Origin of the sequence: Pseudomonas sp. SWRI92 (assembly GCF_014268685.1) — a bacterium.
Taxonomy (GTDB): domain Bacteria; phylum Pseudomonadota; class Gammaproteobacteria; order Pseudomonadales; family Pseudomonadaceae; genus Aquipseudomonas; species Aquipseudomonas marvdashtae.
Genome location: NZ_JABWQY010000007.1, coordinates 167,178 through 193,655, shown reverse-complemented (window position 1 = coordinate 193,655; position 26,478 = coordinate 167,178). Strand labels below are relative to the sequence as shown.

Sequence of the window (26,478 nt, the reverse complement as noted above, 5' to 3'; positions counted from 1 at the left end):
AACCCTGATTTGAATCCCAGTCACTCTGGTTCGGTTTTCCCGGTTGGCCGCAAGGCTCCTGCCGCTGTAAGGCAGGCGTTCGTCATTGAATGGCCTGGACTGGATCTTGTACTGGCTCATCCCAACCCACGTGACCTTTGGTAGGGGTCACCACTAGGAGAGGAGGCGCCATGCCAACTATTACTCTTCCCGACGGCAGTCAACGTTCGTTCGATCATCCGGTTTCCGTAGCCGAAGTCGCCGCATCCATCGGCGCGGGCCTGGCCAAGGCCACCCTGGCCGGCAAGGTCAACGGCAAACTGGTCGATGCCAGCGACGTCATTGACAGCGATGCCACGCTGCAAATCATTACGCCCAAGGATGCAGAGGGGCTGGAGATCATTCGCCACTCTTGCGCGCACCTGGTCGGTCATGCGGTCAAGCAGCTGTACCCGAGCGCGAAGATGGTCATCGGGCCGGTCATCGATGAAGGCTTCTATTATGACATCGCCTTCGAGCGTCCTTTTACCCCGGACGACATGGCCGCCATCGAACAGCGCATGCAACAGCTGATCGAGAAAGATTACGACGTCATCAAGAAAGTCACCCCGCGCGCCGAAGTCATCGAGGTCTTCAAGGCCCGTGGCGAGGACTACAAGTTGCGTCTGGTGGAAGACATGCCGGACGAGCAGGCCATGGGTCTGTACTACCACGAAGAATACGTCGACATGTGCCGCGGCCCGCACGTGCCGAACACGCGTTTCCTGAAATCCTTCAAGCTGACCAAGCTGTCCGGCGCCTACTGGCGTGGCGATGCGAAGAACGAGCAGTTGCAGCGCGTCTACGGCACGGCCTGGGCCGACAAGAAGCAACTGGCGGCCTACATCCAGCGAATCGAGGAGGCCGAAAAACGCGATCACCGCAAGATCGGCAAGCGCCTGGGCCTGTTCCACACCCAGGAAGAGTCCCCGGGCATGGTGTTCTGGCACCCGAACGGCTGGACCCTGTACCAGGTGCTCGAGCAGTACATGCGCCAGGTCCAGCGTGAGAACGGCTACCTTGAGATCAAGACGCCGCAGGTGGTCGACCGCAGCCTGTGGGAGAAATCCGGGCACTGGGCCAACTACGCCGACAACATGTTCACCACCCAGTCGGAAAACCGCGACTACGCCATCAAGCCGATGAACTGCCCTTGCCACGTGCAGGTGTTCAACCAGGGCTTGAAAAGCTACCGCGAGCTGCCGATGCGCCTGGCCGAGTTCGGTGCCTGCCATCGCAACGAGCCGTCGGGTGCACTGCACGGCATCATGCGTGTACGCGCATTTACCCAGGATGACGCGCACATTTTCTGCACCGAAGAGCAGATGCAGGCCGAATCCGCCGCCTTCATCAAGCTGACCATGGACGTTTATCGAGACTTCGGCTTCACCGAAGTAGAGATGAAGCTGTCCACTCGTCCGGAAAAGCGCGTTGGCTCCGACGAGCTGTGGGATCGCGCCGAAGCGGCCCTGGCCGCCGCCCTCGACAGCGCGGGCCTTGCGTACGATCTGCAACCGGGCGAGGGGGCTTTCTACGGTCCGAAGATTGAGTTCTCGCTGAAAGATTGCCTTGGTCGCGTCTGGCAGTGTGGTACCCTGCAGCTCGATTTTAACCTGCCGATCCGTCTGGGCGCCGAATACGTGTCCGAAGACAACAGCCGCAAGCACCCGGTCATGCTTCACCGCGCGATTCTCGGTTCCTTCGAGCGTTTCGTCGGGATCCTGATCGAACACTACGAGGGCGCGTTCCCCGCGTGGCTGGCGCCGACCCAGGCAGTGATCATGAATATCACTGATAAACAGGCAGATTTTGCCGCTGAAGTCGAAAAAACTCTCAACCAAAGCGGATTTCGTGCCAAGTCCGACTTGAGAAATGAAAAGATCGGCTTTAAAATCCGCGAGCATACTTTGCTCAAGGTTCCCTTTCTCTTGGTTATCGGAGATCGGGAGGTCGAGATGCAGACTGTCGCTGTGCGTACTCGTGAAGGTGCTGACCTGGGCTCGATGCCCGTCGCCGAATTCGCTGAGTTCCTCGCGCAAGCGGTTTCCCGGCGTGGTCGCCCAGATTTGGAGTAATTATTATTAAGCGTGAAATGAGACAAGATAAACGAGCTGCACCGAAAGCCCCGATCAACGAGAATATCTCGGCACGCGAGGTTCGGTTAATTGGTGCTGAAGGTGAACAGCTTGGGATTGTGTCAATTGAAGACGCGCTTCTTAAGGCTGAAGAGGCCAAACTGGATCTGGTGGAAATTTCCGCCGATGCAGTACCCCCTGTTTGCAAACTGATGGACTACGGCAAATCGATCTTCGAAAAGAAGAAGCAGGTTGCCGCTGCAAAGAAAAACCAGAAGCAGATTCAGGTAAAAGAAATCAAGTTTCGTCCAGGGACGGAGGAAGGGGATTACCAGGTAAAACTGCGCAACCTGGTACGTTTCCTGAGTGACGGGGACAGGGCCAAGGTATCCTTGCGATTCCGCGGCCGTGAGATGGCCCACCAGGAGCTGGGGATGGAACTCCTCAAGCGGGTTGAACAAGACCTGCTCGAGTACGGTTCGGTCGAACAGCATCCTAAGATGGAAGGACGCCAGCTGATCATGGTCATCGCCCCGAAAAAGAAGAAGTAATCAACAGGGCACGGCAGGCCTTCTGATTATGTTTATCAACTGAATGCGGAGTATCCGAACATGCCAAAGATGAAAACGAAAAGTGGTGCTGCTAAGCGGTTTCTGAAAACTGCTAACGGTATCAAGCATAAACACGCTTTCAAGAGCCACATCCTGACCAAAATGTCGACCAAGCGTAAGCGTCAGCTGCGCGGTAGCAGCTTGCTGCACCCGTCCGACGTTGCAAAAGTCAAGCGTATGCTGCGCCTTTGCTAATTTTTGGTTAAGAATAGAGGAAGTAACTCATGGCTCGTGTAAAGCGTGGCGTCATTGCCCGTAAGCGTCACAAAAAAATTCTGAAACTTGCTAAAGGCTACTACGGCGCGCGTTCCCGCGTATTCCGTGTTGCCAAGCAAGCGGTAATCAAGGCAGGCCAATACGCCTACCGTGACCGTCGTCAGAAAAAACGTCAGTTCCGCGCTCTGTGGATCGCTCGTATCAACGCTGGTGCTCGTGTTAACGGCCTGTCCTACAGCCGTTTCATCGCTGGCCTGAAAAAAGCGTCCATCGAGATCGACCGTAAGGTTCTGGCTGATCTGGCAGTGAACGAAAAAGCGGCGTTTGCTGCGATTGTCGAGAAAGCTAAAGCCACCTTGGCTTAAGTACCCCCGGCAGTCACCCGGGCTCACCTCTGTGGGTCCAGGTGCCAAACGTCATAAATAGGGGAAGAGCCTTAAAGCTCTTCCCCTATTTTGTATCTGGAGTCTGTACATGGAAAACCTGGACGCGCTGGTCGCTCAAGCACTAGAGGCTGTGCAAAGCGCTGAAGATATCAATGCCCTGGAGCAAATCCGGGTTCACTACCTTGGCAAGAAAGGCGAGTTGACTCAGGTGATGAAGACCCTGGGGAACCTGCCGGCCGAAGAGCGTCCGCAGGTCGGTGCGCTGATCAACGTCGCCAAGGAACGTGTCACAGAGGTTCTCAATGCACGCAAGGCGCTGTTCGAGGAGGCCGGTCTGGCCGCCAAGCTCGCCGCCGAATCCATTGACGTGACCCTGCCTGGCCGTGGCCAGACTTCCGGTGGGCTGCATCCGGTTACCCGGACCCTGGAACGCATCGAGCAATTCTTCACCCACATTGGCTACGGCATCGCCGAAGGCCCCGAGGTCGAAGACGATTATCATAACTTCGAGGCGCTCAACATCCCTGGCCACCACCCGGCCCGGTCGATGCACGACACCTTCTATTTCAACGCGAACATGCTGTTGCGCACCCATACCTCGCCGGTACAGGTCCGCACCATGGAATCGCAGCAGCCGCCGATCCGCATCGTCTGCCCAGGCCGTGTGTACCGCAGCGACTCCGATATCACCCACTCGCCGATGTTCCACCAGGTCGAAGGCCTGCTGGTTGATCGCGACATCAATTTCGCCGACCTGAAAGGCACCATCGAGGAGTTCCTGCGGGTGTTCTTCGAGAAAGAGCTGGCCGTGCGTTTCCGCCCTTCATACTTCCCGTTCACCGAGCCATCGGCCGAAGTCGATATGGAGTGCGTGATGTGCAGCGGCAAAGGCTGCCGTGTCTGCAAGCAGACTGGCTGGCTGGAAGTCATGGGCTGCGGCATGGTTCATCCGAACGTGTTGCGCATGTCCGGGATCGATCCGGAAGAATTCTCGGGCTTTGCCTTCGGCATGGGCGTCGAACGCCTGGCCATGCTCCGTTACGGTGTGAATGACTTGCGCCTGTTCTTCGACAACGACTTGCGGTTCCTTGCGCAATTTCGCTAGGTCGCAACCCGTAACGAATCTATTAGGAGAGCAGGATGAAATTCAGTGAACAGTGGCTGCGCGGCTGGGTAAGCCCGCAGGTAAGCCAGGACGAGCTGGTTGCTCGCCTGTCGATGGCCGGTCTTGAGGTCGATAGCGTCACGTCGGCCGCCGGTGCATTCAGCGGTGTGGTCGTGGGCGAGGTGCTGAGCACCGAGCAGCACCCTGACGCTGACAAGCTGCGGGTTTGCCAGGTCAGCAACGGCGCGCAAACGTTCCAGGTGGTTTGTGGTGCGCCAAACGTGCGCCCCGGCTTGAAAATTCCGTTCGCGATGATCGGTGCCGAACTGCCGGGCGACTTCAAGATCAAGAAAGCCAAGCTGCGCGGCGTCGAGTCCAACGGCATGTTGTGCTCCCAGGCTGAACTGCAGGTTGGCGAAGGCAATGATGGCTTGATGGAGCTTCCGGCCGATGCGCCGGTTGGCCAGGACATCCGCCAATACCTGGGCCTGGACGATGCGAGCATCGAGGTCGACCTGACACCGAACCGTGGCGACTGCCTGTCGGTGGCCGGCCTGGCCCGTGAAGTCGGCGCCTTGTATGCCGCGTCGGTCACGCGTCCCGTGGTCGCGCCGGTCCCCGCCGTGCATGACGAAGTGCGTCCGGTCGAAGTCCTGGCGCCAGCGGCGTGCCCGCGCTACCTGGGTCGAGTGATCCGTAACGTCGACCTGTCCAAGCCGACGCCGCTGTGGATGGTCGAGCGCCTGCGTCGCTCCGACGTGCGCAGCATCGACGCGGCTGTCGACATCACCAACTACGTGATGCTTGAGTTGGGCCAACCGCTGCACGCCTTCGATCTTGCCGAAATCAACGGCGGCATTCGCGTGCGCATGGCCGACGAAGGCGAGAAGCTGGTGCTGCTCGACGGTCAGGAAGTGACCCTGCGCAGCGATACGCTGGTGATTGCCGACCATACCCGCGCCCTGGCGATTGCCGGCGTGATGGGTGGCGAGCACAGTGGCGTCTCCACGACCACCCGCGACGTGTTCCTTGAAAGCGCGTTCTTCGACCAGATCGCCGTTGCTGGCAAGGCTCGCTCGTACGGCCTGCACACCGATGCCTCGCACCGTTACGAGCGTGGCGTGGACTGGCAGCTCGCCCGTGAAGCCATGGAGCGTGCCACTGGCCTGCTGCTGGAAATCACCGGTGGCGAAGCCGGCCCGATCATCGAGACCGTCAGCGAACAGCACCTGCCCAAGATTGCACCGGTCACCCTGCGTGCCCAGCGCATCACCCAGATGCTGGGCATGGCAATGGACCCGACTGAAGTCGAGCGCCTGCTCAGCGCCCTGGGCCTGACCATCCGCGCGGACGGGGAAGGGCAGTGGCGCGTCGAAGTGCCAAGTCATCGTTTCGATATCAGCCTGGAAGTCGACCTGATCGAGGAGCTGGCTCGCCTGTACGGCTACAACCGCCTGCCGGTTCGCTATCCGCAAGCCCGCTTGGCCCCGCAAGCCAAGGCTGAAGCCCGTAGCGACCTGCCGGAACTGCGTCGCCTGCTGGTAGCTCGTGGGTATCAGGAAGCGATCACCTACAGCTTCATCGATCCACGCCAGTTCGAGCTGTTCAATCCGGGTGTCGCGCCGTTGTTGTTGGCGAACCCGATTTCCAACGACATGGCGGCTATGCGCTCATCCCTTTGGCCAGGCCTGGTCAAGTCGCTGCAGCACAACCTGAATCGTCAGCAGGATCGCGTACGCCTGTTCGAAAGCGGCCTGCGCTTCGTGGGTCAGCTGGACGGCTTGAAGCAAGAATCGATGCTCGCCGGTGTGGTCTGTGGCAGTCGCCTGCCGGAAGGCTGGGCGCAAGGTCGCGACGTCGTGGACTTCTTCGACATCAAGGCCGACGTGGAAGCAGTGCTGGGCTTCGCCGGCGCACTCGACGCGTTCACTTTCGTTCCGGGCAAGCATCCGGCGCTGCACCCTGGGCAAACCGCGCGCATCGAGCGGGACGGGCGTGAAGTTGGCTACGTGGGTGCCATTCATCCTGAACTGTCGAAAACCTTGGGCCTGGATCGTCCGGTCTTTGTTTTCGAGCTGGTCCTGGCTGAAGTCGCCCAAGGAAAAATGCCGAAATTCCAAGAGTTATCGCGCTTTCCTGAAGTGCGCCGTGACCTGGCCCTGGTGGCTGATGTGGGTGTCGCGTCCAGCGCTGTATTGGCGGTAATTCGTGAAAATGCAGGTGAATGGCTGACGGACCTCAGGCTATTTGACGTGTATCAGGGTAAAGGTATTGATCCGCATAGAAAAAGCCTTGCAGTCGGCTTGACCTGGCAGCATCCATCGCGCACTCTTAATGACGATGAGGTGAATACCGCAACGCAGAATATCCTCACCTCGCTCGAACACAGGTTGAACGCCACGTTAAGGAAGTGACGTATGGGGGCTCTGACGAAAGCTGAGATGGCGGAACGTCTGTATGAGGAGTTGGGCCTGAATAAACGGGAGGCCAAAGAATTGGTCGAACTGTTTTTCGAAGAAATCAGGCACGCTCTCGAAGACAACGAACAGGTCAAATTGTCCGGTTTCGGCAATTTCGACCTTCGGGACAAACGTCAGCGGCCTGGCCGCAATCCGAAAACGGGAGAAGAAATCCCGATCACGGCTCGCCGTGTGGTCACCTTTCGTCCAGGGCAGAAGTTGAAAGCCCGAGTTGAGGCTTATGCTGGAACCAAGTCATAACGACGAACTACCCGTCATCCCGGGCAAACGCTACTTCACCATCGGTGAAGTCAGCGAGCTGTGTGCGGTAAAGCCGCACGTGCTGCGCTATTGGGAGCAGGAGTTTCCTCAACTCAACCCGGTCAAGCGCCGCGGAAACCGCCGGTATTATCAGCGACAAGACGTTCTGATGATCCGGCAGATCCGCGCGCTGCTATACGACCAGGGGTTCACCATCGGCGGCGCACGCCTGCGCCTCTCCGGTGATGAGGCCAAAGACGATACAACCCAGTACAAACAAATGATCCGCCAGATGATCGCCGAGCTCGAAGATGTGCTGGTGGTGCTCAAGAAATAAATTTCTGCTTTTAAATACTTCCAGTTTTCAAAAGCTTGCGATATATTCCTGAGCGTTCCGTTGAGAAGCGGAACAAGATACACGCCTAGTCGGGGCGTAGCGCAGTCCGGTAGCGCACTAGCATGGGGTGCTAGGGGTCGAGTGTTCGAATCACTCCGTCCCGACCATATTATTCAATGACTTAGGCCAATGTTCATAGCATTGGCCTTTTTCATGTGCGTGGCTTTTGCGGGACTGTTCATTTCATTGTCAAACCTGCATTGGCCACTACCCCAGAGTTTCCCGATACTGCGCTTCATCAACCTCGGTCAAGGTCGCATAGCCGTCGTAGTGGTAGATTCGATGCCTGTCCCGGGCATAGCGCTCAGTCAGGAATTGGAAGGTGGTCAGGTCGATACGCTTGGTGCTCAGTGGGCGTCGGTGGCAGAACAACTTGCGCGTGCCCAGTTGCAGGAAGTCGGGATGCGGTACGCGGACTTCATCAGGGTCGAATGCCACGTCCAGCGGCTTGCCTTCCGAGAGGATCAGATCAGGGCCGACGGCATAGGTACCTAGAAAGCGCGTATCGCAAGGACATAGCTTTTTCTTCGCCTCGCCGTAGTAATACACCAAGTCCCGGTCCTTGGCCCAACCGTGCCCGCAGGACTCGAAAGTGGCAACTTGCGCCTTACGAATCGGTTCGGGAGGATGATAGAAAACACGGTGGCAGAACACGGTTTTCCCATCCGTCAGGTAGGGTCCACCAAGTGAGCGGAAGTGCTCCACCGGTTCCTGGGAAAACCGTTCTGGCACTTCCGTTTGCGCGTTATGGAACGGGATCAGATACAAGCCCTGGGCATCGCCGCACAGGTGCGTGTCGAGCAATTTGAAACTTGCCGCGTCCAGTCCGTTGATAACGCGCCCGTGGAAATAGACCTGGCGGCCCCGTTCAAAACCGAGACCGATGGTCTCCAGCGGCAGCGTTTCTGCCTGTATCTGCGGTTTTTCAGGCTGCGCCTGCAAGCGGTGCCACCAGTAATCTTTCAGTTGCGGATGGGCCTCGAAGTAGGGTGCCCATTCCTGCTGCATCGCTGCATCGATGATTCCGCCAGAGCCTAGCGGGCCACGCTTGTCACCTGCCAGCACGGGCGAGTAATCCTGATCATTGCGACAGAGCTGGGTCACGACAAAGCTTTCCACGTCGACATCCAGGCGTTTCTGGTGCCGGTAGACGTGCCGGTGATCATGGTAATAATCGAACCCCAAGTGTCGAAAACTCGGGCCATGGGCGTCACGCATGCGCGTGCCGGCGGCGTAGACGTACAGGTCGTCCACGGCAAAATACTCATCCTCGTATTCTCTGGCGCTGACCACGCGACCGTACTCATCGTACGTTGGCTGGCAGCACTTGAGCAGTTGGAAATCGCCAACGTAGCGAATGCTCTTGCCGGTCAGGTAATAGGCGCGGTGCCGGTCCTTGGCGTAGCGTTCGTTGAGCACAGTGAAGGTTGCCAGGTCGGCATTGTCGATGCGGTAGAAGTATTCATAGGAAATGCTCGAGCCTTGCTGCGCTTGGACGATGATCGATTGTCCATCGGTTCCCCAGCGCTGAGCGAGCATCCGAAAGTTGCCAGGGTTTCTGATTGGCAGCGGCGTGCCGTCTTTCTGGTGCAGAGGTTTGTAACCCTTGTAGACCTGATCGTCGATCACTCGATAGGACGGGTGATTGCAATACCGCACCCGCGTCGTGGCGCTGGCGATGAACTGCCCCTGCAGAAAGATATTCACCCCGTCGCTGAACAGGGCGGAAGCTGACGTCACCGAGGCTGGCGACGATGCCAACAGGGCCAGGCTTTCGGGGCGTGCCTCCGGGATTGGGGTGATCGCGTACTCGCCGAACCAATAGGCGCCGGTTTCGTCACGCCAGTACTGATAGCCGAGGCTTTCCAGGCCCTTGTCGAACCGAAACGCCAAGGCTTGGAGCGCATGGTAGCTGTGGCGTTCCCGGTAGGCTGGAAGCAGGTAGTAATCGCGCAGCGCGTTGCGCAAGACCCAACGGTTGCGGCGGTGCCGCCAGGTCGGCTGGCCGGCCAGCAAGGGCGAGGGCGGATAATGTCCATCATTGGCGCATCGCGCCAACTCGCCTGGGCGTGCACCTTCAGGGTTGAGCATGATGTACACGTCGGGTACTTGCCCGTCGCCCAGCAGCACGCCTTCCATGAACGCGAAGCCTTGGTGCCATTCAAGTTCCAGCAGCTCCCAGTCAGCGAAGGGTGCCTCGATGCCTGTCATATCGTTGGGGCCTGAACGCCGTAAGTATTGGCCCGAGAACTAACATTTTTGCGGCGATCTCGCCAGCTTGGCCATCCATTCATTTGCCGCCCGTCACATCAAGGAATGTACCGGTCACGAACGATGCCTCCGCGCTGGCCAGCCACAGAATGGCCCGTGCCACTTCCTCCGGCTGGCCGCCCCGGCCCATGGGAATCGAGTCCTTGACGCGATCGACCCGCCCTGGTTCGCCGCCGCTGGCATGCATGTCGGTATAGATGTGCCCGGGGCGAATGCAGTTGACGCGTATTCCTTCCCGCGCAACCTCTTTGGCAAAGCCGATGGTGAACGTCTCCAACGCGCCCTTTGACGCCGCATAGTCGACATATTCATTGGGGCTGCCGAGGCGCGCCGATGCCGAAGAGATGTTGATCACCACGCCGCCCGGACCGTTGTGCCGATAGGACATGCGCTTCACCGCCTGCTGGGCGCAGAGAATCGGGCCAATGGAGTTGACTGCGAAAATGCGCTGCATGCGCTCGAAGCCGAGGTCCTCCAGGCGTGACTGGGCCGACAGTACCCCAGCGTTATTGACCAGAACGTCGATGCGTCCGAACGCGCGGTCGATAGCCGCGAACAGGTCGGCAACCTGCTTGGGGTCAGCACTGTCGGCCCGCATGGCCAGCGCTCGGCGTCCTAGCGCCTGCACATCCGCCACCACCGCCAACGCCGCGGTCTCGTTGGCGACGTAGCTGATCGCGACGTCGTAGCCTTGTGCAGCGGCTAGCCGCGCAGTGGCGGCACCCACGCCGCGACTGCCGCCGGTTATCAGAATCAGCGGTGCTTGCGAGACGTCAACCATTGAAAATACTCCAGGGCAGATGACTGTAATCAGCCGATGATGAGGATGCCGCTGGCGATCACGGCGCACGCCAGGAGGCGTCGGGTGGTAAGTTTCTCGCCGAGGAACAGGTAGCCGATCAATGCTGCGAACAGCACGCTGGTTTCGCGCAACGCCGATACCGCGCCCAAGGGCGCTGCGTTCATGGCGTAGATGACGATCCCATAGGCCAGCAAAGAAACCAGCCCGCCAGCCAGGGCGGTCAACATGCCGGGCCGCACGGAGAATAAGCTGCGAGCGTCGCGAAGACCGATGTACACCACAGGCATCAGCACGCCCCACAACGCGCACATCCAGACGGTGTAGGAGAGCGGCGCGCCGGAAAGCCTGGCGCCAATACCGTCGGTGACGCTGTAGGCGGCAATGAAGCAGCCGGTCCCCAGCGCATAGGGAAGGCTGGGAACCGACAGTTTGCGTCCCCTGAAAGCCAGCGAGATGATCCCGCCCGACACCAGTGCAATACCGAATAACGTACCGGGGGCGATGGTTTCTCCGGCGAAGATGGCGGCGCCCAGAGTGATCAACACCGGTGACGATCCACGGGATATCGGATAGACCTGCCCCAGGTCGCCGACCCGGTAGCTGCGCACCAGAAACAGGTTGTAGCCGACGTGCAGCAGCGCCGAAAGCAGCGCATAGCCCCAACTGGCAGACGACGGTGGCGGCATGAACGCCGCGGCGATGACACTGGCGATGGCGACAGCGATGCACATTACCGTCATCGACCATAGGCGATCTGCGCCACCGCGCAGCAGTGCATTCCAGCTGGCATGCAGGAGCGCGGCGAAAAGAACCAGGAGAACGATGTGGATAGGCATGCGCCGATGTTAAGCAAACCAGCGACCGGCCTACAGCGAAGTCTCCTCATTGCTTCATGAGTGGATGTTCATGCCCTACTCATAACAGCGTTGGACTTTCAGCGCCTCACTCATCAACCACTGGCGAAAACTCACGATGTGTGGCTGCGATTCGATGCCTTTTGGACAGACGAAATAGTAGGCAAGCGGCGAGGGGAACGACACATCGAACAGCCGCACCAGACGGCCATCGCTGATTTCGGTTTCAACATGCCCGCTGCGCACCAAGGCAACGCCCTGGCCGAGCAAGGCTGCCTCGACCGTCATGTTGGTGTCGCCAAACCTGACGCTTTCCTTGAGCGGCAAAAATTCCAGCCCGACCTTTTCGAACCAAGCCTCCCATTTCGGCACGAGCTCGGCACCGTCTCGAGTCAGCAGCGGGTAATGCAACAATTCGGCGGGGCTGCGCGGTGTCCCGAAGCGCTGCAGCAGATCGGGGCTCGCCACCGGGAACACCTGCTCGCCGAACAGGTACTCCGAATAGAGCCCGGGGTAACTGCCCTTGCCCAGCCGGATCGCGACGTCGGCCTGGGCGTTGGAGAAATGGATGATCTTGTCCGTGGTGTCCAGCGAAACCAACAGCTCGGGGTGCTGGCGGGAAAGATTCGGCAAACGCGGCAGCAGCCATTTCAGCGCGAAGGAATACGTGGTGCTGACTTCGAGTCGGACCCGACCTTTCTGCTCGCGAAGATCGGCCAGGGATGCCTCAAGACTCATGAAGAACTCCCGGACGATGGGCGCCAGCGTAGCCCCCGCCGCCGTGAGGCTTAGTGATTTGCCACGCTCGAACAACTGTAATCCCCAAAGCGCTTCCAGATGCTTGAGCTGGTGACTCACGGCGCTTTGGGTAACGTGCAGCTCGTCGGCGGCAGCGGTAAAGGTCGCGTGCCGGGTGGCTGCTTCAAAGGCACGCAATGTAGCGGTTGGCGGCAGATCTCTCATGTGTACGGTGTCCCGGCGCTGCGTCAGAAATGCGCATCATGAGCGCACGCTCATGATAGTGCATCCTGTCTTCAGCTGTGGATGGGCAGGGACAATCCAAACAGTACAAAAAATCCGCCACAGACTTTATTGAAACGGCGACCGGTGCGAGCCAGCCAAGGTCTGACTCGGTGCGCTGCGCTAGCCACCAGATACTCAACGACGAACTCGACGACGGCGTAGGTCAGCGCGATGGCGATCGTCTGCACGATAATATTTCTGTGCGGATCCAGGAATGGCGGGATGAATGCGGTGAACAGCAGCAGGGCCTTGGGATTGGAAATGGCTGACACCAACCCTTGGCGGAACAGCGACCAAGGTCGGAAGCTGTCTGTGCCGGTTGCCTCGAGACTGACCGGTGGAGATCGCCACAGCCCGAAGCCCAACCAAATCAAATAGAGCCCGCCAGGCTTCAGGCCTAGTTGCGTTGAGGCGGTAGCAGAATCGAAGATCAGTTGGGGAGCCGTTGATTCGGCCCCCGCGACGCAACTGTCAGCCCTGGACCCGATACCGCTCGGCCACCGTCGACTGCTTGATTTGCGCCAACAACCCTTGCCGCGCAGCCTGCAAGGCGTCCCATTGAGCGCCGTCCTGCAAGGGCGGAATGGTCACTGGTTCGCGGCGATCGAATCCGACCAATGCGGCATCGACCAGGTCGCCGACTTCCATGATTTCGCTGAGGCTATTGATGTCGATGCCCGCGCGGTCCCAGATTTCGGTGCGGGTGGCGGCGGGTAGAACGGCTTGTACGTAGACGCCCTTGGGCGAAAGCTCCAGGCTGAGCCCTTGGGAGAGAAACAGCACGAATGCCTTGGTCGCACCGTAGACCGTCATGCCAAACTCCGGTGCCAGGCCTACCACTGAGCCAATGTTGACGATCGCGCCGTCGCCGGCGTGCGCCAAGCGTGGGGCGATGGCGCTGGCCAGTCGAACCAGTGCGGTGGTGTTGAGCGAAACGAGGTGCGCGACGCTGTCGGTGGTCTGTTCGATGAAACTGCCGGATTGGGCGGCTCCGGCGTTGTTGATCAGAATCCCGATGCTGGCGTCGTCACGCAGGCGCGCCTCGACGGTGTGCAGATCGCCGGTTTGGGTCAGGTCGGCCTGGAGCACATCGACGCTGACGCTGTGTTCGCTGCGCAGCTCGGCCGCCAAGGCTTGCAGTCGCGCTTTGTCGCGGGCAACCAGCACCAGGTTGTGCCCGCGTTGCGCAAAGCGCTTGGCATAGACAGCACCGATACCGGTGGAAGCGCCGGTGATGAGAACGGTTGTGGGAGTGGTCATGAGATGAGTCTCTTCAAGGATTCGAGGACAGCGTTGCGTTGGTGGCCTTAGGATGATGATCAGAATCTAAACTGTCAATGAATATGATTACGACCGGCATCTATGTATGATGCAGGCATGATTCGAACGGCTACGAGGTAATAAAGATGAGAGTGACCAAGGCCCAGGCCCAGGCAAACCGGGAGCATATCGTCGAGACGGCTTCGGTGTTGTTTCGCGAGCGAGGCTTTGACGGCATAGGCGTGGCGGATTTGATGGCTGCCGCCGGCTTCACCCATGGCGGTTTCTACAAACATTTCGGTTCGAAAACCGATCTGATGGCTGAAGCGGCCGCGAACAGTCTTTCGCGATCGCTGGCAGGCGCTGGCGAGATGGAAGTGGCTGACTTCTTCCAGATGTATGTCTCCAAGGAGCACCGTGATGCGCGGGGCAATGGTTGCACCCTGGCGGCGCTGTGCGGCGATGCGGCGCGTCAATCCGACGGGTTGAAGGCCACGTTCGCCAGCGGCGTGGAAAGCACCCTGGCTTCACTTGAAGAAAAGCACGACGCCGGGCCGCAAGCGGCCGACGGAGAAGGGCGGGCGGACATGATCAGTCTTTTCGCACAGGCCGTCGGCGCGCTGATGCTGTCGCGGGCCTGCCCGGACGACGCTCCGTTGGCAAATGAAATACTTGAGGTCTGCCGTGCCCGGATCCTGGCGTCCTTGCCAGTGTCAGAAGACAAGCGGTAGGGCCAACGCCTACCGCACTCCAATCAGAAGATGAACTTGAACAGGGCGATGACCACGATCAGGCCGATCAGGAAGATGATCCCAACGGTACCACCAAGAAACTTCAACATAAGAACGCTCTCATCAGATGGGCTTAATTTTCTAGACCCCTGGCGAGCGTGCTCGGTTCGGTAAATTTTCTGGCGTCAATCGCTACGAAGACGTGAAAGGGGAAGGCTTCGTTCAGTGAAGCGCCAGGGACCTAGGAACAGAGACATATTCGAATTTTGATATGGTCTTGATCCAATAACGCCGGTATTCGGTCTTGTCCGGCGCCAGCGGTTTATAGCTTGACCAGGGATGCTCCGCCTTCAAGCGGGCCCGATAAGCCTCCCATTCTTTCTGCTCGGCCACTTCCCTGGCTTTGTTTCTGTCATCGAACCAACCCAGGACATAGGGCTCGCCCTGCTCCGAGCCGTTCGCTATCAGCAGATAAATTTCAGTCATTACGATCCCCATCGTCATCCAGCCACCCAGGTCACTGGGGTCTTGTCATGGGTATCGGCCGCCGGTTCTGGTTTTTGAGGGTTAAAGATCAAGGACCAGGTCGGAAGTGGGCTTGCTGCAGCACAGTAAACGCAGGCCTTTGTCGATTTCCCGTTGCCTGATGCCGCCGTTGTGGTTCATGTCCACCGTGCCCTGGAGCAGGGTGGTCTTGCAGGTGCCACAAACGCCCTGGCTGCAGGAGGAGGGCACGATCGCGCCGGCTTTCTTGGCGGCAGACAGCACGGTCTGATTGGCCGGCATGCTGAACGTCTTGCCTGAACGCGACAGGGTCACGGTGAAGACGTCCTGCTGATTGAGCGAAGCAGCCTGTTCGATCAACGGTTCGTCATTCAGTACGGCAATGTCAAAGCTTTCCTGATGGTAGTGGGCGAAATCGAACGCCGCTTCCCTGAGCAGCGACTTGACCGCGTCCATGTAGCCCTGGGGGCCGCAGGTAAAGATTTCCCGTTCCTTGTAGTCCGGCACGTGCTGGCTCAACAACGATAAGTCGAGCCGGCCTATCGGTTGTTGCCATTGAGTGGTGTCGCCCAGTCCTTCGCAAACACTGATGACCCGCAGCCCCGGCATGGCGGCCTGCATGCGCGTCAACTCTGCGTGGAAGATGATGTCGGTGGGCGTGCGGGCGCTGTGTACAAACACGATGTCGAGGTTGCCGGCCATGTCGCAGGCAGCCCGGGTCATCGACATCAGGGGCGTTACGCCGGAACCGGCGGACAGGTACAACAACTTGGTCGCCGGATGGCCGACCGGCGTAAAGCTGCCCGCCGGGCCGGAGGCCTTCAGGCTGTCGCCGGGCTTGAGATGGTCATGCAGCCAGTTCGACACCGTTCCCCCCGGCACGCGCTTGACGGTAATGGAAAACGCAAACGGCCGGGTCGGGGAGGACGACAGGGTGTAGCAGCGGGCAATGGTCTGCCCACCAATAACTGGCGAGATGGTGATGAATTGACCGGGCTCGAAGCTCAGCGCGCTGAAGTCCACACAGCGAAAAATGAAGGTTTTTACGTCATGTGTTTCCGGGCGCACGGCGCAGCATTGCAGGGTTTTCTGTTCTCCGCTGTGCCATTGCGCGCCGAACGTGCCCCAGGTGGCCGGGTCGGTAAAACGCTGGACCATGCTGGCGCTTGCCGGGCGTGTCGGGTTTTCGTAAGTCGTCATGTTCATTCCTCACACGCCATGGGCGGCCAGACGCGCCGCGTACCAGCGCGAGAACTGGTCGACATAGGTTTCGGTAAAGGCCGAGAACGGCCCGGGCGTGTAGGCAGGGTCCTGAGTGCCGCTATGGGTGATACCGACGAGGTTGGCGTCCTGCAGGTTTGTCGCCGCCCAGACTTCGGTCAGCTTATCCACTTGGTAATCGACGCCTTCGATGGCATCGGCATGGACCAGCCATTTGGTGCGCACCAGGGTCTTATCGGGCGCCAACGGGATGATGTAGGAGACCACGGCATGGTCGCTCATGATGTGGGTCCACGAGTTGTGCGTCCAAAGATGCACGTCGCCCAAGTCGCGGCGCGTGAGGTCGCCAAACAGCCGGGTGCACGCCACGCGGGTGTCCAGGGTCTGGGATTCGCCGTTGCCGGCAATGGCCAGTCGCTGCGAGCGGAACTGGGTCACGGCGTCTTCACCCAGGTGTTCGACGGCCTCGCAGATATAACCTTCGTGCTCCCAGTTGGCCTTGGTCTCGGCATTGCGGCGGTGATACTCCGCCAGCGCCTGGAGTGAATCCTCCCCCAGCCCGTCGGTGCAGAAACCGAAATCTTCGGGCAGGAAAGAGGCGGTCAATTCCGGGTGGGTGGCGGCGCAGTGATAACACTCGCGGTTATTCTCGATCACCAGTTTCCAATTGCCGTTCTCGATGATTTCCGATTCGTAGGCAATCTTGGAGTGGGCAATGTCGTATTGGGCGAAGCGCGGTGTCATGACCTGATCAAGGTACAAGATGTCTTCTGGCGGTTCGTCGCCCAGGCAGACGAAGACATGGGTGCCGATCACCCGAGTGTGCACCGGGATCAGGCTTTTGCATTTGGGGTCGAAAGCCTGGCCCATGTGTGCCGCATGTTTCAGGCTGCCGTCCAGGTCGTAGGTCCACTGGTGATAAGGGCAGACCAGCATGCCCACCGTCGACTTGCCGGCCGGTTTCAAGCGAGCCCCGCGGTGCCGGCAGACATTGCGAAACGCCTGCACATGCTCGTCATCGTCGCGCACCAGGAGGATGGAGGATTTGCCAATGTCGATGGTCGAGACATCACCGGGTTCGGGGACGTCGCTGGTGACTCCCACCAGAATCCAATGCTGGGTGAAAAAGATATCGACGTCGGTTTCAAAAATATCCTGGCGACCAAACAAACCGCCTGGCATGCCATGGCCGGGCGTGCGGTCGGTCAGGAGTTCACGATGGGTCTTCACGGTATTAATTGTCATTATGGGTCTCGCTCAAACGCAAAGTTGATCAGGCGGCGAGTACAGTTTGGAAAGGTGGGATAAGGCCGTCAACGCGCTTTATTTTCACGCTCGCATAACTTTGCGTTATGCGTAAAAATCGCCATAAAAATCCATGTAATCAAGGGTTTAGGTAACTTTCATCGCGCAGCCAATCGATCAGCGCCTGGGTGATGGGCTCCAGTTTCCGACCGCTCGGAATAACCAGGTAATAAGCGTCCTTTGGCTTGACCACGTAAGGCGTAATTCTGATCAGTTCACCACTGTTGAGCCGATGCGCGATCAGTCGACTCCATCCCAGTGCAATGCCGTGGCCTTGGATAGCCGCCTCGATCGCATCGTTATAGGAACTGCAGCGAAATGAATAGGTGAGCTTGGGACGCCCATCGCCGAGTTCCCGGCACCAACGGTTCCAGGTCATCCAGCCTTCCAGGGTGGAATCGGAGTCAATCAGCGCCGTGTCCAAAAAATCGGTGACGGATGAGGGCGCCGCGTTGGCGGCCAGCCAGGCCGGCGAGCAAACGGGAAATACTTCTTCATCGAACAGGAAAAGCGAACTTCCATCCTCCCATTTCCCATTGCCGAAACGGATGGCCAGGTCGACGTCATCCCGGTATGAACTGGGGGAGACCTGTTGGGTCAACAAGCGCAACTTCAGCTTCGGTTGCAGGGTGCGCAGTGCAATCAACCGGGGGAGTATTCTCGAGTGGGAAAACGCTTGCGTGCAGGCGATGGTGATCTCTTGCTCACCAATGCCCTCGGCAATTTTGTCGAAGACACTGGCCATGCGATGAATGGACTCCGCGACGACCAGATGCAACACATAGCCTTCGTGGGTCAGCTTGATCGACCGATGAAGCCGATGGAACAGCTTGGTCTCCAGGGTATCTTCCAACAACCGGATCTGTTTGCTGACGGCCGCCTGGGTCACGCCCAGCTCTTGGGCGGCCAGGGTGAAACTGGCCAGCCGCGCCACGGCTTCGAATTCCAGCAACGCCGTCATCGACGGTATCAGCCGCCGATAGCCCTTGACCTTTTTATCGATATCGCTGGGTTGCATAGGTGTTCCAACGCCGTGCCGGGTGACTCACGCCACCGAAGATTCTCGTGCGGGCTCAGCGGGCACAGGGTGCGACAGGTTGTGCCCCAGCAGTGCCCGATACAGTTCACCGTCGCCCAAGATACCCAGGACGGTACCGGCCTCATCCCGCACGATCAAGGGATGGCCCGTTTCGTAGCGAATCTGCAGGGCGTCGCGCATGGTGGTGATCGGCGGCACGCAAGTCGGTTGTCGCGCCAAGCTGTCGATTCGCTCGGTCGGATTCCATGATTGGACGTGTGCGGCGGTTGCACCTTTTCGAACGTTGGTCAGATGACGCTGCGAATTCACCGCCATCCACAGGTTTTGAGCCGTTTCCAGGCAATATTCGTCGCGGGCGAAAACGCATTGGTCCAGTGGGGTCATCAAGCTTTTCGCGCACAGCACATTCAACGGGTTGGTGTGGGCGACGAAGTTGCGCACGTAGTCGTCGGCCGGGTTGAGTACGATCTCTTCGGGCTTGCTGTACTGGATGATCTTGCCGTCTTTCATGATGGCGATGCGCGTGCCCAGCTTCAAGGCTTCGTCCAGGTCATGGCTGACGAAGACGATGGTCTTGTGCAGTTTGCGCTGCAGATCGAGCAACTCGTCCTGCAGGCCTTGGCGAATCAGCGGGTCGAGGGCCGAAAACGGTTCGTCCATCAACAGGATGTCGGCGTCCATCGCCAATGCCCGGGCCAGGCCGACCCGTTGCTGCATGCCGCCGGACAGTTCGTCGGGCTTCTTGTTGCGCCACTGGGTCAGGCCCACCAACTCAAGCTTCTCATTCACCAGCTTCTTGCGTTCCTTCTCCGCTCGACCCTGCATTTCCAGGCCGAAGCTGATGTTCTCGCGCACCGTCAGCCAGGGCATCAGGGCGAACTTCTGGAACACCATGGCGATGCGCTGGGTGCGCATCATCTTCAGTTCGGCGGGGGTGCAGGAGGCGATGTCGATCTGCCGGCCTTCGTGTTCGACGAACAGCTTGCCGCGACTGACCGTGTTCAAGCCGTTGATGCAGCGCAGCAGGCTGGATTTGCCGGAGCCGGACAGGCCCATGAGCACGCAGATCTCACCTTTGTTGATCTCCAGGTTGGCTTTCTCCACACCGACGATCAAACCGGTTTGCTGCAGAATCTCGGGCCGCGAAAAGCCTTTGTCGAGCAGGTCCAGGGCGGGCTTCGGACGGGCAGCGAAGATGACGTCGACGTCTTCAAAACGGATGATGCTCATACGTCACCTCTTTTCACGGCTTCGCGTTGTTTGCAGATTCGGTCGAGAATAATGGCCAGCAGCACGATCGCCAGGCCGGCTTCAAAACCCATGGCGATATCGGCGGTGTTCAGTGCGTTGACCACCGGTTTGCCCAGGCCATCGGCACCCACCAGCGCGGCGATCACCACCATCGACAACGACAGCATGATGCACTGGGTGATACCGGCGGCGATGCTCGGCATCGCATGGGGCAGTTCAATGCGCGACAGGAGCTGGCGACGGGAGCAGCCGAAGGCTTTGCCGGCGTCCATCAGTTCGGTCGGTACGTCGCGGATACCCAGGTAGGTCAGACGGATGGGCGCGGCAATCGCGAACACCACGGTGGAGATCAGGCCCGGAACCACACCCAGGCCGAAGAGGGTCAGGGTAGGAATGAGGTAGACGAAGGTCGGTACGGTCTGCATCAGATCGAGCACCGGACGCATCATGGTGTAGAACATCGGCTTGTGCGCGGCAACGATGCCCAGCGGTACGCCGATGATCACGCACACGAGAGTGGCGAACGTCACTTGCGCCAGGGTCTCCATGGTTTCCTGCCAGTAGCCGAGGTTGAATATCAGCAAGAATGAGAAGGCGACGAACAGTGTCAGGCTGACCTTGCGCTGGATGTAGTAAGCGAGGAGCGCAAATATCGCGATCAAAGCCAGGGGGTTGAACCAAAGAAGGGCGTGGGTCAGCGCTGTGATGGTCCCGGACAACGCCAGCGATATCGCGTCAAATACGTCTGCGCCATGCTGCGTCAACCAATCGACATACCGGGCAATGATCTCGCCCAAGGGGAGTTTCTCTTGTGTAATCCACATGATGGCGGCTCGTTGTTGTTGTTTTAGAGTCCTTACCTCTTGGAGATATCAACCAGGCGAGCCTCACGGACATGTTGTTTCATGCCTGGGCTTGGCTTGTTTGATTGGAGCGCTGGTTGGATCATCCACGATGCTGGACTCTAAGTGCTCAAGACGGTCAAGTCAACAAAATGTACTCATGTGTACATTAAGAGATCATCAGAGTACATTTCTATCACGTATTTGAAGAAGGAGGCGCACGATGCCGCAGGTAGGGAAGGCCCGTAGTAAGGCCCAGGACGCAGGCTGGCGGGGCTCGCCGGAGGGCTGGCTGGAAGCGGCCTACGAGGCTCTGAAGGAGTCGGGCATCGATGCTGTCCGGGTCATGCCGCTGGCCAAGCGCCTGGGCTTGTCACGCACCAGCTTCTACTGGTTCTTCGAAGACCGCGAGCAACTGCTGGCTGCGTTGCTATCGCGTTGGCGGGAGACCAATACGGGAGGCTTGGTCCGGCAAAGTGAAAGCTATGCCGAAAGCATCTCCGAGGCGATCCTGAATGTGTTCGAGTGCTGGCTTAACCCTCAGCTGTTCGACTCGCAGTTCGAGTTTGCCGTGCGCAGTTGGGCGCTTCAGTCCGCTGAAGTGGCTCAAGAGGTCGCGGTGGTAGATGAGCAGCGAATGAACGCCCTGGCAAGCATGTTCAAGCGCTTTGGCTATGACAGCCAAGGCGCTGATAGCCGGGCCCGAACGATCTATCTGACGCAGATTGGCTACATCACCATGAACACGACTGAGCTGATCACCGTGCGCTTCCAGCGCATTCCTCATTACGTGAGCATCTTCACCGGTAAAGTCCCCAAGCAGCGCGAACTGGATCGTTTCTACGGGAAGTTCGGCTATGCCGAAAAAGAGCCGGGGGTTTTCGTTCCCTTGACCGACACATTCGACGAAGGCACCGCCGATGATCAATGAAACCCTGGGGATCATTGGCGGAACCGGTTGGTTGGGCGGCGCGATCGCCAAGGCAGTGTTGGCGAAGGCACTGCTGCCGGCAGGCAACCTGGTCATTTCCAACCGTTCGGGCAGTCACCCATTGGCACAACAAGGCGCCTGCCTGGTCACGGATAACCAGGACCTGGTCGATCGCAGCGACGTCATCATCATTGCGGTTCGCCCCGAGCATTTCACCAGTCTGAATATCAACGCGACTGGCAAGACTGTTATCTCCCTGATGGCCGGGATCAAGGCACAAGCGATCATCGCGCAGACCTCGGCTGCGGCGGTCGTGCGGGCGATGCCCAACGCGGCGGTGGAAATCGAGCAGTCCTTCACGCCTTGGTATTGTGCTGGAGAGGTAGAGGCGACAACGAGAAGCTTTGTGCAGCGCGTGTTCGAATGCGTGGGTACGGCGGCTGAGGTCCAGGAAGAGGACTTCATTGATTACTTGTCCGCACTCTCGGGCACCGGTCCGGCCTTTCCGGCCTTGTTGATGACTGCGTTGGCCAATCAGGCGATGGCAGCCGGCATCCCTGGCGATATCGCGCAGCTTGCCGCGAAAAATGTCGTGGTCAACAGCAGTCAATTGCTGGCGAGCCGCGACGCCCAGCAAATGATCGATGCTTTGGTCGCCTACCGTGGTGTAACGGCCGCTGCCTTGCTGGCGATGAGTCAGGGGTGTTTCGAAGAACAGATTGGAAGGGCGTTGCAGGAAGGCGCCGCGGTTGCTCGCAAGGGGCTTCAAGCCTGATTCGTGAGTTCTATCTGCATAGAAGACTTTGCGAGCGAGCCTGCTCGCGAAGAGGCCAGCACATCCAACATCTCTGTCGACTGTGAAACCGCTATCGCGAACAAGCTCGCGCACATTTTTGATTTTCATCAGGCACCGATAAAGGACATTGACTTCAGATGTCCTTGACCAGCCGCAACGCATCGTAGATCGCCGCATGGGTATTGCGCGCCGACACCGCATCGCCGATCCGGAACAACTGGAAACGGCCTTCGGGGTTGGTCACGATATTCTGGGTTTTCCCGGCAATCAGATCGTGTTGTTCGACCGCACCGTTGTTGCTCGAATGCGGGCGCAATTCGAAATACAGGTCGTCCAGGGGCAGGGTGCCGTGGTTGACCACTACCTGATCGACCACGCGCTGCTTGTGCACCTGGCCGTAGTCGCTGCCGAAGTTGACCACCAGGCGACCGTCGCGTTTTTCCACGGAGTCAACCCGATAGGTGACAGTGAAAGTGACGTCCAGGTCCTGCAGGCTGCGCATGTACGGCACCAGGTTCATCGCCATCACCTCCGGCGCAAATGACCGGTCTGGCGTGACGATCTCCAGTTTTGCGCCGCTGTTGGCAATCACTTCCGCCGCTTGCAGCGCCGCGTGGTCACCCGCGTCGTCGAAGATCAGCACGTTCTGGCCAGGCTTGACGTCGCCGGAAATGATGTCCCAGGTCGACACCACCAGTTCGTTGCCGTGCTTGAGCACCTCGGTGTGGGGCAGGCCGCCCGTGGCGACGATTACCACGTGAGGTTCCTCGGCCATGACCGTGTCGGTTTCGGCCCAGGTATTGAACTGGAACTTCACACCCAGCCGCTCGCATTGCGCCATGCGCCAGTCGATGATGCTGATCATCTCGCGCCGCCGCTCGCTCTGCGCGGTCAAGCGGATCTGTCCACCGGGCTGATCCGCCACTTCGAATACCGTGACCTCGTGGCCACGTTCGCCAGCCACCCGTGCCGCTTCCAGGCCCGCCGGGCCGGTGCCGATCACCACCACCTTGCGTTTGACTGTCGCCTTGGGGATGTCGTGGGGCATGGTGGTTTCGCGACCGGTGGCGGCGTTGTGAATGCAATACGCGGCGCCGCCCTGGTAGATGCGGTCCAGGCAGTAGTTCGCGCCCACGCATGGGCGGATTTCCTCTTCACGTTTTTCGATGATCTTGCGCACGATGTGCGGGTCGGTCATGTGCGCGCGGGTCATGCCGATCATGTCGACCTTGCCGGAGGCGATGGCGTGCCGCGCCGTGGCAACGTCCGGAATCTTGGCCGCATGGAATGTCGGGAAGCCTGTGGCGGAGCGAATCTCGCCGGCGAAATCCAGGTGCGGCGAGTTGCGCATGCCCTGGATCGGAATCACGTCGGTGAGGCCGGCATCGGTATCGATGTGCCCGCGAACGACGTTGAGGAAGTCCACCAGGCCGCTGTCCTTGAGCATATGGGAAATCTGCAGGCCGTCGCTGGCGCCAAAGCCACCGGGCAGGTCTTCATCGCCGGTGTAGCGCACCCCGAGCAGGAAATCCTCACCGCAGCGCTGGCGGATACCGCGCAACACCTCGAAGGTGAAGCGCATGCGGTTTTCCAGAGAGCCACCGTAAGGGCCATCGAGATCGTTGGTCAGTGGCGACCAGAATTGATCCATGAGGTGCCCGTACGCCTGCAGTTCCAAGCCATCGAGACCGGCGGCCTTCATGCGTTCGGCGGCGTCCACGTAATCCTTGACGATCCGATCGATGTCCCAGTCTTCCATCTTTTTCGGGAAGGCCCGGTGGGACGCTTCCCGGCGATGGGACGGTGAGACGACCGGCAGCCAGTCTGCCTTGTCCCAGCGCGTGCGCCGTCCCAGGTGGGTCAGTTGGATCATCACCGCCGCGCCGTGTTCGTGGCATTCGTCGGTCAGGTCCTTCATCCATTTGACCACTTCGTCCTTGTACGCCAGCACGTTGTTGAACACCGGCGGGCTGTCCCGTGAAACCGCGGCGGAGCCCGCGGTCATGGTCAGCGCAACGCCGGCCTTGGCGCGTTCGACGTGATAAGCGCGGTACAGATCCTTCGGCATGCCGTCGACAGGATACGCCGGCTCATGGGACGTGGTCATGATCCGATTCTTGAGGGTCAGGTGCTTGATCTTGTAGGGCTGCAGCAGAGGATCGCTGGACATGGTGTTGCTCCGGGAACAGAACATCAGGCTTGGTTTTGACATAACGGTAGGTTGAATGTTCATGTGTGTCAACGATTGAGACACAGGTGTACATTTTTCTTGCGTGGCGGAAAAACCAGGATTACCATCCAGTCGAAACAGGGGTGCTCCAGGTCGTCCAGCCGGTCACCCCAGGCATACATCCAGAGTGCGAGGCGGCCATGAAAGTGCTCGTTGCGGTAAAGCGTGCCATCGACCCGAATGTGAAAGTCCGGGTGAAAGCTGACGGTTCAGACGTCGAGCTCAATGGCGTGAAGATGGCCTTGAACCCGTTCTGCGAGATCGCGGTGGAAGAGGCGATTCGCCTCAAGGAGAAAGGGCTGGCATCCGAAGTGGTGGTGGTCTCGGTGGGCACTTCGGCCGCCCAGGAACAACTGCGCACGGCATTGGCACTGGGTGCGGACCGGGCGCTGCTGGTCGAGACGAATGCGCTACTCGAGCCACTCAACGTCGCCAAGTACCTGAGCAAAGTGATCGATCAAGAGAAGCCGCAACTGATCCTGTTCGGCAAACAGGCCATCGACCAGGAAAACAACCAGGTCGGCCAAATGGTCGCGCAGTTGATCGGCAGCGGTCAGGCCACTTACGCCTCTGCAATCAATCAGGTCGACGGGCAATGGGTCGTCGAGCGTGAAGTCGACGGTGGCAGCCAAATGGTCGCGCTTGAAATGCCGGCCGTGGTGACCTGCGACTTGCGCCTGAATCAGCCGCGCTACGCGTCGTTGCCGAACATCATGAAAGCCAAAAAAAAACCGCTTGAAATCGTTTCCGCCGACACCTTGGGCGCGAGCGTGAAGGAACACGCTCGATTATTAGGGGTGGTCCCGCCTGCGGTGCGCAAAGCGGGGATCAACGTCAGTTCGGTGGCCGAGCTGGTGGATAAATTGAAGAACGTAGCGGGGGTGATTTGATGCGCACATTGGTGATCGCCGAGCACAGCGCAGGTCAGTTGACGGCAGGTACATGGAGTGCCGTGACCGCCGCCATCGCCTTGGGTGCCGAGACGGATTTGCTGGTGATGGGCGGGGCGGATGCGGCGACGGTGGTGCAACAGGCGGCACTGGCCCAGGGCCTGGACCGGGTGCTGCTCGCACAAGGGACGATGTTCGAAAACCCCCTGGCGGAAAATGTCCAACCGCTGATCACTTCGCTGGTGGCCGAGGGGTATACGCACGTCGTTGCCGACGCCAGCAGCATGGGTCGCAATCTGCTGCCGAGGGTGGCTGCCAGCCTGGATGTCGGCATGCTGTCCGACGTCACCTACATCGTTTCGGCGGACACCTTCCAGCGACCCATTTACGCCGGCAATGCGATCGCCACGGTTCAGTCCCTCGACCCGATCAAGTTGCTCACCGTCCGCGCCTCGGCGTTCGCCCAAGCCTTGGCCCATGAGCATCCCTGTGAAGTGCTGGCGGTGAAGGGCGGGCAAAGCGCAAGCAACGTGCGCTTCGTCAGTGAACAACTGACCGCCAGCGAAAGGCCCGACCTGGCGAGCGCCCGCGTCGTCGTGTCCGGTGGCCGCGGCATGCAGAGCAAAGAGAATTTCGCCCTGATCGAGCGCGTGGCCGACAAGCTCGGCGGTGCCGTAGGGGCCTCCCGCGCTGCTGTGGATTCGGGATTTGCGCCCAACGATTTGCAGGTCGGGCAGACCGGGAAAATCGTCGCGCCAGAACTTTATATCGCCGCAGGTATCAGCGGGGCCATTCAGCATCTGGCGGGCATGAGTGGTTCAAAAGTCATCGTCGCGATCAACCAGGACGCTGAGGCGCCGATTGCGCAAGTGGCGGATTACATGCTGGTGGCGGACCTGTTCGAAGTACTGCCGGCGCTCGAAAAGGCGTTGTGAACGGGGCTTGAGTGAATCTATTAGCGCATCAACTCCGCCAAAAGGCGGGGGAGGGCCGACCGACC

25 protein-coding genes, 1 tRNA gene and 1 pseudogene are annotated in these 26,478 nt (G+C 59.3%); 14 read left to right on the top strand and 13 right to left on the bottom strand.

The annotated features are described in order from the left end of the window. The first annotated feature begins 170 nt into the window (after positions 1-170). From thrS to HU762_RS13905, 9 genes are all read left to right on the top strand, one after another. Positions 171-2,093: a threonine--tRNA ligase gene (thrS, locus tag HU762_RS13945; RefSeq protein WP_186637795.1), complete on the top strand. Its 1,923-nt coding sequence runs from the start codon at positions 171-173 to the stop codon at positions 2,091-2,093. Beyond that, a complete protein-coding gene (gene infC, locus HU762_RS13940; protein WP_186637946.1) occupies positions 2,093-2,644 on the top strand; it encodes a translation initiation factor IF-3 in 552 nt (183 codons plus the stop codon). Before thrS ends, infC begins: the two co-directional genes overlap by 1 nt. A gap of 60 nt (positions 2,645-2,704) precedes the next feature. Then, positions 2,705-2,899 (top strand): 50S ribosomal protein L35, encoded by a 195-nt coding sequence (gene rpmI, locus HU762_RS13935; protein ID WP_003442181.1) that lies wholly within the window; start codon positions 2,705-2,707, stop codon positions 2,897-2,899. A gap of 29 nt (positions 2,900-2,928) precedes the next feature. Further along, a complete protein-coding gene (rplT, locus tag HU762_RS13930; protein WP_002553161.1) occupies positions 2,929-3,285 on the top strand; it encodes a 50S ribosomal protein L20 in 357 nt (118 codons plus the stop codon). Positions 3,286-3,394: 109 nt separating this feature from the next. Next, positions 3,395-4,411: a phenylalanine--tRNA ligase subunit alpha gene (pheS, locus tag HU762_RS13925; RefSeq protein ID WP_030142134.1), complete on the top strand. Its 1,017-nt coding sequence runs from the start codon at positions 3,395-3,397 to the stop codon at positions 4,409-4,411. Between the two features lie 35 nt (positions 4,412-4,446). After that, positions 4,447-6,825 carry a phenylalanine--tRNA ligase subunit beta gene (gene pheT / locus HU762_RS13920; protein ID WP_186637793.1) on the top strand — a complete coding sequence of 793 codons (2,379 nt, stop codon included), beginning with the start codon at positions 4,447-4,449 and terminating at the stop codon, positions 6,823-6,825. A gap of 3 nt (positions 6,826-6,828) precedes the next feature. Continuing rightward, complete coding sequence (gene ihfA / locus HU762_RS13915; protein WP_002553164.1) at positions 6,829-7,131, top strand: integration host factor subunit alpha; 303 nt, start codon at positions 6,829-6,831, stop codon at positions 7,129-7,131. Next, positions 7,112-7,468 (top strand): MerR family transcriptional regulator, encoded by a 357-nt coding sequence (locus HU762_RS13910; RefSeq protein ID WP_003179985.1) that lies wholly within the window; start codon positions 7,112-7,114, stop codon positions 7,466-7,468. The genes ihfA and HU762_RS13910 overlap by 20 nt, the downstream gene beginning before the upstream one ends. A 90-nt stretch (positions 7,469-7,558) precedes the next feature. Further along, positions 7,559-7,635 (top strand) — tRNA-Pro (locus HU762_RS13905). A 100-nt stretch (positions 7,636-7,735) separates the two neighbouring features. Here HU762_RS13905 and HU762_RS13900 read toward each other — a convergent pair. The 6 genes and pseudogenes from HU762_RS13900 to HU762_RS13875 form a co-directional block, all read right to left on the bottom strand. Further along, on the bottom strand, positions 7,736-9,739 hold the full coding sequence (locus tag HU762_RS13900) for a DKNYY domain-containing protein (RefSeq protein ID WP_186637791.1): 2,004 nt from the start codon (positions 9,737-9,739) through the stop codon (positions 7,736-7,738). Between the two features lie 79 nt (positions 9,740-9,818). Next, positions 9,819-10,580, bottom strand: coding sequence for an SDR family oxidoreductase (locus HU762_RS13895; RefSeq protein WP_186637789.1), 762 nt, complete (start codon positions 10,578-10,580; stop codon positions 9,819-9,821). A 29-nt stretch (positions 10,581-10,609) separates the two neighbouring features. After that, positions 10,610-11,437 carry a DMT family transporter gene (locus HU762_RS13890; RefSeq protein ID WP_186637787.1) on the bottom strand — a complete coding sequence of 276 codons (828 nt, stop codon included), beginning with the start codon at positions 11,435-11,437 and terminating at the stop codon, positions 10,610-10,612. 75 nt (positions 11,438-11,512) lie between these two features. Beyond that, the gene (gcvA, locus tag HU762_RS13885; protein ID WP_186637784.1) at positions 11,513-12,418 is read right to left on the bottom strand and encodes a transcriptional regulator GcvA; all 906 of its coding nucleotides are present in this window, start codon (positions 12,416-12,418) and stop codon (positions 11,513-11,515) included. Positions 12,419-12,489: 71 nt separating this feature from the next. Continuing rightward, positions 12,490-12,864, bottom strand: a pseudogene (locus HU762_RS13880) (LysE family translocator); the annotation flags it as partial. Positions 12,865-12,949: 85 nt separating this feature from the next. Further along, a complete protein-coding gene (locus tag HU762_RS13875) occupies positions 12,950-13,738 on the bottom strand; it encodes an SDR family oxidoreductase (RefSeq protein WP_186637781.1) in 789 nt (262 codons plus the stop codon). A gap of 146 nt (positions 13,739-13,884) precedes the next feature. Between HU762_RS13875 and HU762_RS13870 the strand changes: the two genes are divergently transcribed. After that, positions 13,885-14,469 (top strand): TetR family transcriptional regulator, encoded by a 585-nt coding sequence (locus HU762_RS13870; protein WP_186637779.1) that lies wholly within the window; start codon positions 13,885-13,887, stop codon positions 14,467-14,469. Between the two features lie 222 nt (positions 14,470-14,691). Here HU762_RS13870 and HU762_RS13865 read toward each other — a convergent pair whose 3' ends face one another. From HU762_RS13865 to choW, 6 genes are all read right to left on the bottom strand, one after another. Further along, positions 14,692-14,955 (bottom strand): hypothetical protein, encoded by a 264-nt coding sequence (locus tag HU762_RS13865; protein WP_186637777.1) that lies wholly within the window; start codon positions 14,953-14,955, stop codon positions 14,692-14,694. A gap of 81 nt (positions 14,956-15,036) precedes the next feature. Further along, a complete protein-coding gene (locus tag HU762_RS13860) occupies positions 15,037-16,173 on the bottom strand; it encodes a hybrid-cluster NAD(P)-dependent oxidoreductase (protein WP_186637775.1) in 1,137 nt (378 codons plus the stop codon). A 9-nt stretch (positions 16,174-16,182) separates the two neighbouring features. Next, on the bottom strand, positions 16,183-17,439 hold the full coding sequence (locus HU762_RS13855; RefSeq protein ID WP_186637773.1) for an aromatic ring-hydroxylating dioxygenase subunit alpha: 1,257 nt from the start codon (positions 17,437-17,439) through the stop codon (positions 16,183-16,185). 139 nt (positions 17,440-17,578) lie between these two features. After that, entirely contained in the window at positions 17,579-18,517 is a 939-nt protein-coding gene (locus HU762_RS13850; protein WP_186637771.1) for a LysR substrate-binding domain-containing protein, read from the bottom strand. Positions 18,518-18,544: 27 nt separating this feature from the next. Then, positions 18,545-19,768 (bottom strand): choline ABC transporter ATP-binding protein, encoded by a 1,224-nt coding sequence (gene choV, locus HU762_RS13845; RefSeq protein WP_186637769.1) that lies wholly within the window; start codon positions 19,766-19,768, stop codon positions 18,545-18,547. Then, the gene (choW, locus tag HU762_RS13840) at positions 19,765-20,613 is read right to left on the bottom strand and encodes a choline ABC transporter permease subunit (RefSeq protein ID WP_186637767.1); all 849 of its coding nucleotides are present in this window, start codon (positions 20,611-20,613) and stop codon (positions 19,765-19,767) included. The genes choV and choW overlap by 4 nt, the downstream gene beginning before the upstream one ends. A 241-nt stretch (positions 20,614-20,854) precedes the next feature. Here choW and HU762_RS13835 point away from each other — a divergent pair, with 241 nt between their 5' ends. Both HU762_RS13835 and HU762_RS13830 read left to right on the top strand, forming a co-directional pair. Continuing rightward, a complete protein-coding gene (locus HU762_RS13835) occupies positions 20,855-21,562 on the top strand; it encodes a TetR/AcrR family transcriptional regulator (RefSeq protein ID WP_186637764.1) in 708 nt (235 codons plus the stop codon). Beyond that, positions 21,552-22,337: a pyrroline-5-carboxylate reductase dimerization domain-containing protein gene (locus tag HU762_RS13830; RefSeq protein ID WP_186637762.1), complete on the top strand. Its 786-nt coding sequence runs from the start codon at positions 21,552-21,554 to the stop codon at positions 22,335-22,337. The genes HU762_RS13835 and HU762_RS13830 overlap by 11 nt, the downstream gene beginning before the upstream one ends. A 154-nt stretch (positions 22,338-22,491) precedes the next feature. Here HU762_RS13830 and HU762_RS13825 read toward each other — a convergent pair whose 3' ends face one another. Then, the gene (locus tag HU762_RS13825) at positions 22,492-24,528 is read right to left on the bottom strand and encodes an NADH:flavin oxidoreductase (protein WP_186637759.1); all 2,037 of its coding nucleotides are present in this window, start codon (positions 24,526-24,528) and stop codon (positions 22,492-22,494) included. A gap of 200 nt (positions 24,529-24,728) precedes the next feature. Here HU762_RS13825 and HU762_RS13820 point away from each other — a divergent pair, with 200 nt between their 5' ends. Together HU762_RS13820 and HU762_RS13815 are read left to right on the top strand one after the other, a co-directional pair. Continuing rightward, on the top strand, positions 24,729-25,478 hold the full coding sequence (locus tag HU762_RS13820; protein WP_186637756.1) for an electron transfer flavoprotein subunit beta/FixA family protein: 750 nt from the start codon (positions 24,729-24,731) through the stop codon (positions 25,476-25,478). Further along, a complete protein-coding gene (locus HU762_RS13815) occupies positions 25,478-26,413 on the top strand; it encodes an FAD-binding protein (protein ID WP_186637754.1) in 936 nt (311 codons plus the stop codon). Before HU762_RS13820 ends, HU762_RS13815 begins: the two co-directional genes overlap by 1 nt. Positions 26,414-26,478: the final 65 nt, after the last annotated feature.

Bases quoted from the DNA above. Each gene is read 5' to 3' on its own strand.
- thrS (WP_186637795.1), top strand. From the start codon at position 171: ATGCCAACTATTACTCTTCCCGACGGCAGTCAACGTTCGTTCGATCAT.
- rpmI (WP_003442181.1), top strand. From the start codon at position 2,705: ATGCCAAAGATGAAAACGAAAAGTGGTGCTGCTAAGCGGTTTCTGAAA.
- rplT (WP_002553161.1), top strand. From the start codon at position 2,929: ATGGCTCGTGTAAAGCGTGGCGTCATTGCCCGTAAGCGTCACAAAAAA.
- pheS (WP_030142134.1), top strand. From the start codon at position 3,395: ATGGAAAACCTGGACGCGCTGGTCGCTCAAGCACTAGAGGCTGTGCAA.
- pheT (WP_186637793.1), top strand. From the start codon at position 4,447: ATGAAATTCAGTGAACAGTGGCTGCGCGGCTGGGTAAGCCCGCAGGTA.
- ihfA (WP_002553164.1), top strand. From the start codon at position 6,829: ATGGGGGCTCTGACGAAAGCTGAGATGGCGGAACGTCTGTATGAGGAG.
- HU762_RS13910 (WP_003179985.1), top strand. From the start codon at position 7,112: ATGCTGGAACCAAGTCATAACGACGAACTACCCGTCATCCCGGGCAAA.
- HU762_RS13900 (WP_186637791.1), bottom strand. From the start codon at position 9,739: ATGACAGGCATCGAGGCACCCTTCGCTGACTGGGAGCTGCTGGAACTT.
- HU762_RS13895 (WP_186637789.1), bottom strand. From the start codon at position 10,580: ATGGTTGACGTCTCGCAAGCACCGCTGATTCTGATAACCGGCGGCAGT.
- HU762_RS13890 (WP_186637787.1), bottom strand. From the start codon at position 11,437: ATGCCTATCCACATCGTTCTCCTGGTTCTTTTCGCCGCGCTCCTGCAT.
- gcvA (WP_186637784.1), bottom strand. From the start codon at position 12,418: ATGAGAGATCTGCCGCCAACCGCTACATTGCGTGCCTTTGAAGCAGCC.
- HU762_RS13875 (WP_186637781.1), bottom strand. From the start codon at position 13,738: ATGACCACTCCCACAACCGTTCTCATCACCGGCGCTTCCACCGGTATC.
- HU762_RS13870 (WP_186637779.1), top strand. From the start codon at position 13,885: ATGAGAGTGACCAAGGCCCAGGCCCAGGCAAACCGGGAGCATATCGTC.
- HU762_RS13865 (WP_186637777.1), bottom strand. From the start codon at position 14,955: ATGACTGAAATTTATCTGCTGATAGCGAACGGCTCGGAGCAGGGCGAG.
- HU762_RS13860 (WP_186637775.1), bottom strand. From the start codon at position 16,173: ATGACGACTTACGAAAACCCGACACGCCCGGCAAGCGCCAGCATGGTC.
- HU762_RS13855 (WP_186637773.1), bottom strand. From the start codon at position 17,439: ATGACAATTAATACCGTGAAGACCCATCGTGAACTCCTGACCGACCGC.
- HU762_RS13850 (WP_186637771.1), bottom strand. From the start codon at position 18,517: ATGCAACCCAGCGATATCGATAAAAAGGTCAAGGGCTATCGGCGGCTG.
- choV (WP_186637769.1), bottom strand. From the start codon at position 19,768: ATGAGCATCATCCGTTTTGAAGACGTCGACGTCATCTTCGCTGCCCGT.
- choW (WP_186637767.1), bottom strand. From the start codon at position 20,613: ATGTGGATTACACAAGAGAAACTCCCCTTGGGCGAGATCATTGCCCGG.
- HU762_RS13835 (WP_186637764.1), top strand. From the start codon at position 20,855: ATGCCGCAGGTAGGGAAGGCCCGTAGTAAGGCCCAGGACGCAGGCTGG.
- HU762_RS13830 (WP_186637762.1), top strand. From the start codon at position 21,552: ATGATCAATGAAACCCTGGGGATCATTGGCGGAACCGGTTGGTTGGGC.
- HU762_RS13825 (WP_186637759.1), bottom strand. From the start codon at position 24,528: ATGTCCAGCGATCCTCTGCTGCAGCCCTACAAGATCAAGCACCTGACC.
- HU762_RS13820 (WP_186637756.1), top strand. From the start codon at position 24,729: ATGAAAGTGCTCGTTGCGGTAAAGCGTGCCATCGACCCGAATGTGAAA.
- HU762_RS13815 (WP_186637754.1), top strand. From the start codon at position 25,478: ATGCGCACATTGGTGATCGCCGAGCACAGCGCAGGTCAGTTGACGGCA.